At 43.5% G+C, this 13,297-nt stretch carries 11 protein-coding genes; 9 read left to right on the plus strand and 2 right to left on the minus strand.

Going from position 1 to position 13,297, the window contains the following annotated elements:
- Positions 1-141 precede the first annotated feature (141 nt).
- Complete coding sequence (locus ABJK37_RS00825; protein ID WP_348349115.1) at positions 142-915, minus strand: GntR family transcriptional regulator; 774 nt, start codon at positions 913-915, stop codon at positions 142-144.
- A 190-nt stretch (positions 916-1,105) separates the two neighbouring features.
- Between ABJK37_RS00825 and ABJK37_RS00830 the strand changes: the two genes are divergently transcribed.
- From ABJK37_RS00830 to leuD, 4 genes are read left to right on the plus strand one after another with little or no spacing between them, the layout of a single operon-like run.
- Positions 1,106-2,692, plus strand: a complete 1,587-nt coding sequence (locus tag ABJK37_RS00830; protein WP_348349117.1) for an FAD-binding oxidoreductase — start codon at positions 1,106-1,108, stop codon at positions 2,690-2,692.
- A gap of 5 nt (positions 2,693-2,697) precedes the next feature.
- A complete protein-coding gene (locus ABJK37_RS00835; protein WP_348349119.1) occupies positions 2,698-3,582 on the plus strand; it encodes an alpha/beta hydrolase in 885 nt (294 codons plus the stop codon).
- 5 nt (positions 3,583-3,587) lie between these two features.
- Positions 3,588-4,991 carry a 3-isopropylmalate dehydratase large subunit gene (locus tag ABJK37_RS00840; protein WP_348349121.1) on the plus strand — a complete coding sequence of 468 codons (1,404 nt, stop codon included), beginning with the start codon at positions 3,588-3,590 and terminating at the stop codon, positions 4,989-4,991.
- Positions 4,991-5,626 carry a 3-isopropylmalate dehydratase small subunit gene (gene leuD / locus ABJK37_RS00845; RefSeq protein ID WP_348349123.1) on the plus strand — a complete coding sequence of 212 codons (636 nt, stop codon included), beginning with the start codon at positions 4,991-4,993 and terminating at the stop codon, positions 5,624-5,626. The genes ABJK37_RS00840 and leuD overlap by 1 nt, the downstream gene beginning before the upstream one ends.
- A gap of 173 nt (positions 5,627-5,799) precedes the next feature.
- Here leuD and ABJK37_RS00850 read toward each other — a convergent pair whose 3' ends face one another.
- Complete coding sequence (locus tag ABJK37_RS00850; protein ID WP_348349125.1) at positions 5,800-6,984, minus strand: CoA transferase; 1,185 nt, start codon at positions 6,982-6,984, stop codon at positions 5,800-5,802.
- Between the two features lie 271 nt (positions 6,985-7,255).
- On the opposite strand from ABJK37_RS00850, the gene ABJK37_RS00855 reads away from it, so the two are divergent.
- From ABJK37_RS00855 to ABJK37_RS00875, 5 genes are all read left to right on the plus strand, one after another.
- Positions 7,256-8,185 carry a hydroxymethylglutaryl-CoA lyase gene (locus tag ABJK37_RS00855; protein ID WP_348349127.1) on the plus strand — a complete coding sequence of 310 codons (930 nt, stop codon included), beginning with the start codon at positions 7,256-7,258 and terminating at the stop codon, positions 8,183-8,185.
- A gap of 28 nt (positions 8,186-8,213) precedes the next feature.
- Positions 8,214-8,783 carry a carboxymuconolactone decarboxylase family protein gene (locus ABJK37_RS00860; RefSeq protein WP_348349129.1) on the plus strand — a complete coding sequence of 190 codons (570 nt, stop codon included), beginning with the start codon at positions 8,214-8,216 and terminating at the stop codon, positions 8,781-8,783.
- Between the two features lie 111 nt (positions 8,784-8,894).
- Complete coding sequence (locus tag ABJK37_RS00865) at positions 8,895-9,542, plus strand: glutathione S-transferase family protein (RefSeq protein WP_348349131.1); 648 nt, start codon at positions 8,895-8,897, stop codon at positions 9,540-9,542.
- An 87-nt stretch (positions 9,543-9,629) separates the two neighbouring features.
- Positions 9,630-10,622, plus strand: coding sequence for an NADP-dependent oxidoreductase (locus ABJK37_RS00870; protein ID WP_348349133.1), 993 nt, complete (start codon positions 9,630-9,632; stop codon positions 10,620-10,622).
- Between the two features lie 472 nt (positions 10,623-11,094).
- A complete protein-coding gene (locus ABJK37_RS00875; RefSeq protein ID WP_348349135.1) occupies positions 11,095-13,287 on the plus strand; it encodes a TonB-dependent receptor in 2,193 nt (730 codons plus the stop codon).
- The last annotated feature ends 10 nt before the right edge of the window (positions 13,288-13,297 follow it).

Genomic DNA, 13,297 nt, shown 5'->3' on the forward strand with positions numbered 1-13,297 from the left:
AATAAATTACCAATCGAGTATTAAAAGTTTTCTCTACTAATTGGCATGGATTTTAAATGGCGTTTTTTTATGGGGTCTTTTCTCTAAAAATCAGTCTAGATTAACAGTTAACACTTTAAAAAAAGCGCTTTAAGTAAGCAATTAACCTGCGGAATCTGGCGTTAAGTCCATGCGATATTGGAAACGGTCGGGGTGATACAAAGCGTTTAAATAATCAACTAAGTTTTCGTTTTCATCATAAGACTGGCGCGTTAGGTTAAGCAGCGGAAAGCCCACATCAACTCCCAACTCTTTGGCTACTTCAGGTGTGGCCGCTGATGCACTGAGTATTTGTTTTACATGTTTGATTTCGATACCGTTTTCACGAAATATTTCGAGCCTAGTAAGGGATTCGATACTGGCTTTATCATTGAGCTTATGTAGTCCTTTACTCCAGCTTGAGTAATATCCAAATGCCTCATGTTGACGACTACGCACGCGGGTCATCTTTAATAAAGTTTCACCCTCACCTAAATCAAATTCCTTAGCAATGTTTGCGGGAGGTCGAGTGTTGAGTAATTCAATTACTTTAGCATCAGAATGCTGACCCATAAATTCCAGTTCTTGCAACATGCCAACAAGGGGGGCTTTTATCGGATTAGGCTGATATTGGTGGGTAACATGTGTTCCTTTGGCTCTACGTCTTGCTACTAGCCCATCGGCAGCTAATTCGTCTAGGGCGCGTTTCGCGGTTATCCGTGAAATGTTAAATGTCTCGGATAAATTGAGCTCAGTTGGGAGTTGCGATCCATCCTCTAGACTTCCGTTCAAGATATTTTTTTTGAGCAAACTGTATAGCTGGAAATATAGAGGAGTAGGGGAGCCATTATCTAATTGAGATTGTGCCAAAGACGCGAATTGAGAATCAAATGACATGATTTATCCTTCTCAGTTTTGTATTGCTATGGTTTTCCAAAATGATATATCAATATGGCATAAGCCGCAAAGAATCAATTGTCGTGAATTCAATTCGATGTTATAAAGACTTATTGATAGGTCATTAGTGTTTTGGTGGCATTTACATTAACTTAATGCGCATTTTGTAAAAAGTGCTAAGGAAATGACATTGGATAAAAATATACATTCTAAACAAGACGTATTGACTGCTATGGAAGCGGTTTTGGGTAAAGATAATGTCTTGGTCGACGATTATTCTACCAGTCTGTTTGCACAGGATGTGTTTACCAAAGACATTCCAGCACAGATAGTGGTGAGTCCCGATAACAAACAACAGTTGAGCGAAATTCTAAAAATTGCCGCCGCATTTGATATGTTTGTGGTGCCTCGCGGTGGTGGCATGTCTTACACAAAAGGTTATGTACCTGCTAAAAAGAACAGTGTTTTGGTAGATTTGAGCCGTATGAATAGAGTGCTCGAAATTAACATTCAAGATATGTACGTAACAGTTGAATGTGGCTGTAGCTGGAAAAAACTGCATGAGTCCCTGAAAGGCTCGGGGTTTCGTACTCCGTATTGGGGAACACTTTCAGGCAGCAAAGCCACGGTTGGCGGAGGTCTGTCGCAAAATTCGATTTTTTGGGGATCGGGGCAATTTGGCACTGCAGTCGACTCAGTATTGGGTTTAGAAGTGGCCTTAGGTGATGGTACCTTAGTGACCACAGGCTCAGCTGCACAAGTGAATAGCACGCCGTTTTTTCGCCATTATGGTCCTGATCTTACCGGCCTTTTTACCTGTGACAATGGTGCGTTTGGCTTTAAGGCAACAGCCACGTTTCGCTTAATACCTGAATTACCCGCTAAAGGCTTTTTAGCTTTCGATTTCAAACAAGCAGATGATTGTATAGCTGCCATGAGCGAGATTTCACGGCAAGGTTTAGCCATGGAATGTTTTGGTTTTGACCCTTTTTTACAAGCGCAACGTCTAAAAAGAGAAAGCTTAGGTAAAGATGTCAAAGCCTTAGCTGGCGTGATGAAATCTTCAGGTTCAATTCTCGGAGCCATTAAAGATGGTGCGAAACTGGCGATGGCAGGGCGCAGCTATATGAAAGACGTGGCTTATTCGGTGCAAATCATTGTGGAAGATCGTATCGACGCAGCGGTCGATGCGCGCATCAGTGATATTCGTGCAATCGCAAAACAATTCAACGGTAACGAAATTGAAAATAGTATTCCAAAAATAACCCGCTCTAATCCATTTGGACCGGTCAATAATATGCTGGGTCCACAAGGTGAGCGTTGGGTACCTGTGCACGGTTTATTTTCCCATTCAAAAATTAAACAAGCCCATGACGGGGTGGAAGCCATTTTTGCCAAACATGCTGCCGACATGGAAAAATTTGAGATAGGCGTGGGTTATTTATTTGCCACCGTCGCCACTAATTGTTTTGTATTAGAGCCGGTTTTTTTCTGGCCTGATGCTTATACCGAAATCCATGAAAAAAGTGTAGAAGCTGACTATCTGGCAAAAATCACTAAGTTTGAAGAAAACTTGCCAGCTAGAGAAAAAGTCCATGAAATCCGCAGCGAGCTCAGTACCTTCTTCAAGGATCTAGGCGGGGTGCATTTACAGATTGGCAAAGCATATTCTTTCAAAGAGGGCTTACAGACAGATACCTATAAAATCATTCAAGGTATTAAGGCGTTAGTGGATCCCGAAGCGCGGGTTAATCCACAAACGTTAGGTTTGGAGTAGCCGTCATGTCCAGTATGCCAGTTCTTAAACATTATGTGACTTTGGGTGACGCTACACCCTGGCAAATTCATTATCGCAGCCAAGGCCAAAGAGAGCTGCCCACTGTTATTTTGTTGCATGCTTCACCTATGTCATCCGCCATGATGGTGCCTATGATGAACGCGTTATCCGACTCGTTTCACGTGATTGCCATAGATACCCCGGGCTACGGCCAGTCTGATCCTTTACCTCAAAGTGATAATGATTCAGAGCAACAACCCAACACCAGTTTGCAGCCTTATGTTGCAGCCTTGCATGCTTTTATAGAAAAGCTTGAGGTCCACAAACCGATAATTTATGGCTCAGCTACCGGAGCTCAAATTGCCATAGAGTTTGCTAAAGTTTACCCAACCGTTATCAAGGGGATTGTGCTAGAAAACGCCGCGTGGTTTAAAGACCAAGAACGTGATGCCATAGTGAAACACTATTTTCCAGACATTAAACCCAAAAAAGATGGTTCACATTTAACACTGGTATGGAAAATGGCGAGTCAGCTATTTCATTACTTCCCGTGGTTTGATACCACGGAACAAGCCAGAGTGAGCCAAGCCGAAATCCCACCTGAAGCAGTGCACGATACGTTAATGGCTTATTTCAATGCCGGAGAAAATTACCACTTAGCCTATAGGGCCGCCTTTATGAATGAGCGCCCCGAACAGTTGCGCCCAGTCACTGTGCCCACTCATATCATTCGCTGGTCTTCCAGTGTTTTAAAGCAATATGTGGACAGACTAGACGACGCAAATTTACCAGAAAACATCCAGATGTGTGTTGCCCAAAACGGTATAGAAGGGCGTTTCGCAGCGATTAAGGCGTCGATGCGAAGTCTTAGTCAAACAGGAAGTGAGTAAATATTGTGCAAAGAACATTATTTGAAAAAATTTGGCAGCGGCACTTAGTGACTGAATTAGACGATGGTGCTGCATTGATTTATATCGATAGGGTATTTTTACACGAACGTACCGGCTCTATCGCCCTCAAAAGTTTGCAAGCCGATGGCAGAGCGGTAGTGTCGCCAGAACATGTGTTTTGTACTATGGACCACATAGTAGACACCGTTATTGGTAGAGATGACAACACTAAAGTGCCAAGCGGCAAGGACTTTATTTTGGCCACGCGGCAAGCTTGTGTGGATGCCAATATCAAACTATTTGATGTGAATGATCCACAGCAAGGCATAGTACATGTCGTTTCTCCGGAACTCGGAATAGTGCAACCCGGCGCTACTTTAGTGTGTCCCGATAGTCATACCTGCTCTCAAGGTGCGCTGGGAGCATTAGCTTGGGGCATAGGTTCAAGTGAGGCAGAACATGCACTGGCTACCAAAACACTTCGGGTAAGCAAACCTAAAACCATGAAGGTCAATTTTAATGGTGAACTAGGGTTTGGTGTGAGCGCAAAAGATATGATTTTACACCTTATCGGCGCTTATGGAGCGGCGGGTGGTGCAGGTTATGTTATCGAATTTAGTGGCAGCGCCGTGACTGATTTAGAGATTGAAGGGCGTTTAACCTTGTGCAACATGGCGGTTGAGTTTTCGGCGTTTACAGGCTTAGTTGCGCCTGATGCGAAGGCCATAGAATACCTGCAAGGGCGAGAATATTCTCCTAAGGGCGAGTTGTGGGATCAAGCGGTTAATTCTTGGCAAACTCTGTTTAGTGATGAACAAGCCGAATTTGACAAAATTATTGATATCGATTGCGCCGATATTAGCCCAACCATAACTTGGGGAAACAGCCCGCAACATGCTTGTGGCGTGGACTCGGTGGTACCTGAAATACACAATAGCGCCACCGAAAACCAAGTTAAAGCCATGAGTCGTGCCTTCGAATATATGGATTTGCAACCGGGTACAGCCTTAAAAGGTTTGCCGATTGGCGCAGCGTTTATTGGGTCATGCACCAACAGCCGATTGTCGGATTTACGCTTAGCGGCAAAGGTACTAAAAGGACGTAAAGTAGCAGCGGGTATTAACGCTATATGTGTACCCGGTTCGTCAACAGTTAAACGTGAAGCTGAAGCCGAAGGTCTCGACAAAATTTTTATCGATGCCGGTTTCCAGTGGCGTGAATCAGGTTGTTCGATGTGTTTTTTTGCGGGTGGTGAAAGTTTTGGATATCAGCAAAGAGTAGTGACTAGCACCAATCGCAACTTTGAAAGCCGTCAAGGCCCAGAAACCCGTTCACATTTAGCCAGTCCAGCCACCGTTGCCGCTTCGGCCATTGCTGGGTGTATCGCTGATGTGAGGGAGTATTTGTAATGGAAAAGTTCACTATTCATCAAGGTGTGGCAGCACCTATGCTGCAAATAAATATCGATACAGACGCGATCATCCCTTCACGGGAAATGAAACTGGTCTCAAAACAAGGCCTAGGCGAAGGGCTCTTTGCAGGGTGGCGCTATACGTTGCCTAATGGCCGCGAGCCTAATCCTGAGTTTGTACTGAATCAACCTCAGTACTCTCGCACCAGTATTTTGTTGGCAGGGGATAATTTTGGCTGTGGTTCGTCTCGTGAACACGCGGTTTGGGCTTTAAAAGAATATGGCATTAAAGCGGTTATTGCGCCGGGTTTTGGTTCGATTTTTTATCATAATTGTATTAGAAATGGCATCTTGCCCGTGGTCTTAGAAAACCAACAGGTGTTGATGTTAGCAAAACATGTACAGCAAGATCCTCAGAACCATCAGCTCAACATCAATTTGCTCGAATCGTATGTCAGCGCCGTTTCATTAAACGACAATCTTGAAATCCAGCGTTTTGAATTTACTATTTTAGCGGCGCAACAAGCGATGTTACTAGAAGGATTAGATGGCATAGCTTTGACCCTTAAATCTCAATCGAAAATAGAGACGTTTAAAGAGTGTTATCAAGCTCAATATCCATGGTTAACTTAGGATGGAATCCGCGCTGAGTTAGTGTTGAGTCAGCCCGAGACTGAATTAAGCCGAACTTCAGGGAGTTTCAAGAGAGTATTGTGACTTTAAAATAGATTGACGAAAAAAGCCGCTTGTTATTAACCGTAACAGCGGCTTTTTTCGTAGAGGTAACACTATGAGGCTAGTGCTCTCTAAGCGTCGATAATGCCTAGCGACAGTAATTTTTGAATGTCGTCTTCACTAAATCCAGCAGCCTGTAAGGTCGCGACCGAGTTACCTTGGTCTTTTGGAATGTCGTGGCGCAGTGGCATACGTTGGTTATTCATTTCCAGAGGTAATCCAGGTAATTTGGTTTTAGTGCCATCTGGTAAGGTTACCTCTACTAAACCACCGGCGTTTAAGTGAGGATCGTCAAATAAGTCAGAAGGTTTATTGATAGGGGCGAACGGCAAGCCGGATTTTTCTAATTTAGCCATAAGTTGTTCTTTGCTCAGTGTTGCAAAGACTTCATTAATGACAGGTAAAATACGCTCTCGCTGTGCAACCCGACCGTTGTTGAGTGCTAAGCTTTGGTCTTGTGCAAAGTCTTCAAGCCCAAATGCGTCACAAAAAATACGCCATTGGCTATCGCTTACTACACCAATGAATACTTGTTCATTGTTAGCACAATGAAAAATATCGTAAATTGCCCACGCTGAGCGGCGCACCGACATTGGAGGTGGTGCTTCTCCTGTGACTACCTGCTGCGCCATATGTTGGCCCACCATAAAGGCAGTGGTTTCGTATAATGAGCAAGTGACATTTTTACCTTGTTGAGTGCGGTGACGTTCTTCAAGCGCTGCCATAATGCCGATTACACCGAACATGCCACCGGTAATATCAATCACCGATGATCCAGCGCGCATCGGTTTGTCGGGTAATCCTGTCATGTAGGCTAATCCACCCATCATTTGCGTGACTTCATCGAGTGCGGTGCGGTGCGCATAAGGTCCACTTAAAAAACCTTTGAGAGAACAGTAGATTAAACGTGGATTCAGAGTGTTAAGTTGTTCGTATCCTAGGCCTAATTTCTCCATCGCCCCAGGTCGAAAGTTTTCAAGTAATATGTCTGCTTCTTTTATTAGAGACTTCGCCACATCTTTGCCTTCAGCAGATTTAATATCGATAAACACACTTTGTTTGTTGCGGTTATACATAGAAAAATAACCCGAGCCTGAACCTTTTAAGCGCCGAGTGTTGTCGCCCCCTAAGGGTTCAATTTTAATCACTTCAGCCCCTAAGTCAGCCAGAATTACTCCTGCTGTTGGCCCCATGACCATGTGCGTAAATTCAATCACTTTTATGCCACTTAAGGGCAGACGTTCTGAATTTGTCATTAAATTTTGTTCCCTGTATTTCTGAAAGCTTGCAATGTAATTTTGTGAAAAGACTACTTTTTGTCTTTATGTTATAATATTATAACAATAGAGTTTGAATGTAAAAGTAGCGAATTAACATTTGTCAATTTGAGGGCAGTGTTGCCATCAAACAGCATTGCATGAGATGGCTGATGACGTGTATTTTATTTTTCGTCTTTGGATCTCAAGATACTAATGAGATCTCGTTATTTCGCCTTATGAATTCGCAAGGCATAAATTTGGAAAAAACATGGCAAAATTTGACATAGAAATCAGCGAAGTTGGCCCCAGAGATGGTCTGCAAAGCATTAGTACTATTATGCCCACGGCTGATAAGTTGCGGTGGATTGATGCGTTAGCTGCGGCTGGCATTCCTGAAATAGAGGTGGGCTCCTTTGTACCAGCCAAAGTCTTACCACAACTTGCAGATACCGCAGAAGTTGCCCGTTATGCTAAAGAAATTGCGGGTTTATCAATTGCAGTCTTGGTACCTAATTTACGCGGTGCACAAAATGCGATTGAAGTGGGTCCAACCAAAATGAGTATTCCTTTTTCAGTGAGTGAAACCCATAGCGTACGAAACGTAAAGCGTACTCATCAGCAAATGTTGGAAGAAGTAAAACGAATTGCAGAACTACTAAAAACCCTACCTCAGGGGCAACGCCCTAAATTTGAAGGCGGTTTAGCTACTGCATTTGGTTGCACCATTGAAGGAGCAATTAGCGAAGATAAAGTGGTAGAGCTGGCAGTCGCATTAATGGAAGCAGGTTGCGATGAAGTGGGGCTATCGGATACCACAGGCTCGGGCAACCCGGCTCAAGTGAAACGTTTAGTTAAAAAAGTGTGGGCCGCTGTGGGTAAAGAAAACCTCACAGGCATTCATTTACATAATACTCGAGGTCAAGGTTTGGCTAACGCTTTGGCTGCGGTAGAAGTGGGTATCACTACAGTTGATTCTTCTATGGGAGGCATTGGCGGTTGCCCTGCAGCTCCAGGGGCCAGTGGTAACATAGTCACAGAAGATTTGGTGTTTATGTTAGAAGCTATGGGCTTAAAAACCGGAATTGATTTTGAACGAATGTTTGAGGCCCGCAAGATTTTGGCTAGTTTACTACCAAATGAACCCTTATACGGATTTACTCCGGATGCGGGGGTTCCTAAAGGCTTTCAACGAGCCTAGTAACTATAATCGTCCTAAAGGATAACTGATGTCGCGACTTTCCGCTTTACCCATAGATTCATTGCCTGATGAGCTTCAAAGCATTATGGCGCAAGGTGAAAACATCATGGGGTTTACTCCGAACGATGGACTGATCATGGCGCGCTCGCCGCAGGTGCTCAATGCGTTTTTAGCTTTGGTGCAGTCTATCTATCAACCAAGTGAGCTGGATAACGAACTTAAAAAACTCTTAGGTTTGATGACCAGCAGCGCCAGCAGTTGCCAATATTGCCAAGCGCATACCCAATACGGGGCGTTAAAGCATGGTATTACCGAGCAAAAAATCGCTGCGATTTGGGAGTATCAAAGTAGCGACTTGTTTAGCCCTGCTGAACGAGAAGCCTTAGATGTTGCACGTAACGCGGCTCTGGTGCCTAACGCGGTCACAGACCAACAATTCACCCGGCTCAAAACCTATTTTAGCGAAGTACAGATAGTAGAAATTGTGGCAGTGATTTCACTATTTGGTTTTCTAAACCGTTGGAATGCCACCTTTAAAACCGATATTGAAGCGGCACCTGCCATGGCCAGTGCCAAGTTTGCCGGCAATGTTGAATGACAGTGATAAAAGGTAAGCGATAAAAGATAAGTGAGGGGCTGCGATCTGCAACATTAGTGTTTGGGCTAGCAAGCTGGCAATTCATGGGCAATTACAAAAAGTGAAATTACGATGCAATTAATCAATCTAGATCATTCTCCTTACGCCACCCGAGTGCGTATATTGATCCGTAAAAAGAAGTTAGAAGTCGAGTTTGTTGCCCCTACGCTAGCACTAAAAACGCCAGAGTTTTTGGCACGTTTTCCATTAGGTAAAATTCCATTGTTAGCCCTTGATAATGGCCAATACCTAGCGGAATCAGTGGCAATAATGGAGTATCTAGAAGACTGTTATCCAGAGCAGCCGTTTAGACCTAAAGCTCCTTTAGAGGCAGCTAATTCTAGGGTTATGGCGAGCTTTACCGATACCCATTTAGCGCCAGCTTTGCTGCCGTACTTTAAAGCAATGATGCTGCCTGATTTTAAATTTGACCAAAATGAGCAACAGCAGCTAGTTAGAACTGTACTCGAAAAACTCGATCGCTGGCTTAGTTGCAATATTGAACTTGATAATCATCAGTTAACTTTAGGCGATATTATACTTGCTCCAACTTTTTGGTGGGTAGATGTCACTGTTGGTTCAGATGCCAATAGTAAAATAACCGAAGGCTTGCATACACTGAATCAATGGTGGGATTGGGTGCGCAGCGACACAGAAGTGCAACTTGGTATCGATGAAATGGCCAGTGCATTTGCTGCGTTTCAACAGCAGCAGTCGTAAGCGAATTTTATTGAACCGACGAATAGATAAATAGACGAAAAGACAAATAAATAAGCAAACAAATAAATAAGAATGGGAAAGGTAAATATGAAAGATAATATGCAGGTTCAACTAGTCTCAACCCCAGAATCAGAACCGCAACCAGAAAACTTTACCTTGGTAAAAGGCCCAATGCCTGTAGCCAAAAACCAACAAGTGTTATGTGAAACGCAATACTTATCCCTTGACCCGTATATGCGCAGTCAGATAGCTGGGCGGCATTTGTCTGGGTCGGTTAATCCAGGAGATGTGCTACGGGGTGAAACCGTAAGTAAGGTGATTGAGTCAAATCATTCTGACTTTCAGCCTGGAGACCTTGTGCGCTGTTTTGGAGGTTGGCAAAATTATTCAGTACATGATGGTGACGAAATCTTCAAAGTACAAAAAGAAATTGGAAATCCTTCATATGCACTATCAGCGCTAGGTATGCCAGGGTTAACCGCATACGCCGGTCTAATTTGGCAGGCGCAACCTAAAGCCGGTGATGTGGTGGTGATCCCGGCAGCAATTGGTGGAGTAGGCTCTGTCGCGGGGCAGTTAGCAAAAATACACGGTTGCACCGTGATTGGAATTGCTGGCTCTGACGAAAAATGTGAGTACGCAGTAGCAAATTTGGGGTACGACGCCTGTATCAACCGAAAGAACGGTAACTTAGCTGAACAATTAGACGAACTTTGCCCCAATGGAATTGATATCTTTTTTGATTTGGTAGGTGGCGACATGCTGAACACCGTTTCAGAGCGGCTAGCAGTGGGCGCACGGGTAATCTTATGTGGTTTGATGGCTGATTATAATAAAACCACTCGTAGCATGGGGCCACCGCCTGCTATGTGGATCAAAGCCAGAGCCATAGTATATGGTTTGGTAGTTTATGATTTTGAACCACGGCGCGCTGAATTTGTAGAGGCTTGTTTGGAGTACCTCAAACAAGGCAAACTTGTTGTACGTGAAGATGTTGCCCAAGGCTTAGCTGCGGCACCTGAAGCATTTTGTCGTTTAATGCGCGGCGAAAATATGGGTAAATCAGTAGTAAAAGTGTAAACAAGGTGAATGAATAAAATGGGAAGTGTTGCTTCTCCAAATATTCATAAACCGCAAGAAACTATGAACCCGTGTAACAGCGGGTTTTGTTTTTTACGCAACTGAATATGTAAATAGTAATGTTGGTAACGCTTGCATTTTTACTGATAGGTGAATATTTAAAGATAGAATTTTTACACTTAAAAATCCCCCAACTCAAATCAACACCCCATTTCAATAGATCTAAGTTGTCTTAAAAACCTACAAGTCCTCGATATTTAATCTTAAAAAAGTGTGACTAATAATCGCCTTCTTTTCTTACCGGTTAGTCGCTAATAGCCAATTAAGTTTATATAAAACATATGGTTAGGTTTTTTCTTTGCGGCCTATTCTTTGACCAATTCATCTCTTGACTTTGTTTAATGTTATAATAATATGTCATTAAAACGATATAACATTAATTTAAAGTTTATTCATCTTTAAGGGGAAATCCATGAGTACGTTTTTTAAGAAGCAGAAACTAGCTACTTTAATAAGTGGAGTGTTGGCGTTATCCGTGGCTCCAGCAATGGCACAGGACGCCGAACAGGATGAAAGTGCTAAGCAAAAAGAAGTAGAAAAAATCCTAGTTACTGCACAAAGACGTGTTCAGTCTATTCAAGAAGTCCCTGTGGCTGTTACTTCAATTGGTGCCGCTGATTTGGAATTAAAACAAGTCAGTAATGTGTTAGATCTACAATACGAAATCCCCAATATCAGTATTGCCACAAACACCGGCACAGCAAGTGGTGCGCGTTTATTCTTGCGTGGTGTAGGTGAAGATGAATCACGAGTGTCGGCGGACCCTGCTGTGGGAGTCTATGTTGACGGTGTGTATGTAGGACGTCAAGTGGGTGCCCTTTTCGATTTGGTAGATTTAGAACGAGTAGAAGTATTACGTGGCCCTCAAGGTACACTTTATGGACGTAACTCTAACGGCGGAGCGATTAAACTGATCAGCAAGGCCCCTGAAGTAAACGAAAACTACGGCGTGGTGAAAGCCACTATGGGTAGTGACGGCCGCTTAGATGCAAGATTAACCGGTAATGTTGGGATTTCGGATTCATCAGCAATTCGAGCAACCGTTTTAACTAAATCACGTGACGGATTGCATACCGTTAATCCAAATGGGGATTTCGCTAGTCAGGCAGGTACTGAAGCTGGTGAGAAAGACACCAAGGCCTTACGTATCGCTTTATTCACAGAGTTCAACGATGACTGGACCATGAACTTAGCGATTGATTACACCAAGGATAACTCAGATCCGGTGCCAGACAGTGTCGCACTAGAAGAAGATGCAGACGACAATTTATTCACCATTGAGCCTGTGCCTGGAGTCACCTGTTCGGCTGCAACACCTGCCACATTTCTAAGCATTGGTTGTTTTAATGATTATCATAGTCAAGTTGAAACCAGTGGTATTACGTTAAATATTCAAGGCAGCATCGATGAGTATGATCTTAGTTTCTTAAGTGGCTATCGAGAGCTGGAGGATGATTTGTCGAGTCGTATTGGCTTTCCTTACACTCAGCAAACTGATCAAGACCAATTCAGTCAAGAAATTACCTTATCTTCAAATTATGACGGTGCATTTAACTTTGTATCAGGCTTGTATTACTTCAACGAAAACGTACAAATGGACTCGGTGTTTGTTTTTCCTGGTGAGTTAGGTATTGAAACTGAAGCCTATGCAGCGTTTGTGCAGAGCACTTACGACTTTAATGAATCGTTGACCTTAACCACTGGACTTAGGTTTACTGACGAAACTAAAGAAATCGATGGTTTTATACCGGGCACTGGTAATGGTCGTAACGAAGAACTCGGCTTCGACAATACCACTTATAACATAGCGTTAAACAATCAATTCACCAAAGATGTCATGGCGTATGTGTCATATTCTACGGGATTCAAGAGTGGTGGTTGGTCACCAGATTGTTTCTCTGAAGCGGCGTGTTTTGTGGCAGTTGATGAAGAAGAGCTTGATGCCTTTGAGATCGGGGTACGAAGTGATTTATTGGATAACAGCCTGCGATTAAATGCGACGTACTTTTACAATATGTATGACAACCTACAAATTGCTTCAACTGTACCAGGGTTAGGTTTTACCCGTTTTAATGTCGATGAAACCGAAATCAGTGGTATTGAGTTAGAAGCAATATACCAAGTGTCTGATAGTCTGACGATTAATATTACCCTTGGCACTATAGACGGTGAATATACTGAATTAACGCTGGCGCAAGCTGGTGGTTTAACTAACAACGGTGTCAGCCCAGGTTGCAATGACGTAGTGTCGATAGAGTGCGCCAAAGATTTACAATTGAAAAATGCGCCAGATTACAAAGGTACGATAGGTTTTACTCATAGAATGGCGTTGGGAGACGGTGAGTTAACGAGTCGTATTGATTTTTCATCTGAGGGTGACTCTTATAGCTTAGTGGCGAATGCACCCACACACTCGCTTACTTCAGTAGACACTCTTGTTAATGCGCGCATTGCTTATGAGCCTAATAATGGCAAATGGGCGCTAGCGCTGTGGGGTAAAAACCTCACTGATGAACACTACGCGCGCGCCGCTGCAGCCGCTGATTTTTCCCAGTATGCTGCCGATCCGTTAATGTGGGGTGTTGACGCCGAATATCGCTTTTAGTTGGCGCTAT

This window comes from Paraglaciecola sp. (assembly GCF_039964565.1).
Lineage (GTDB): Bacteria > Pseudomonadota > Gammaproteobacteria > Enterobacterales > Alteromonadaceae > Paraglaciecola.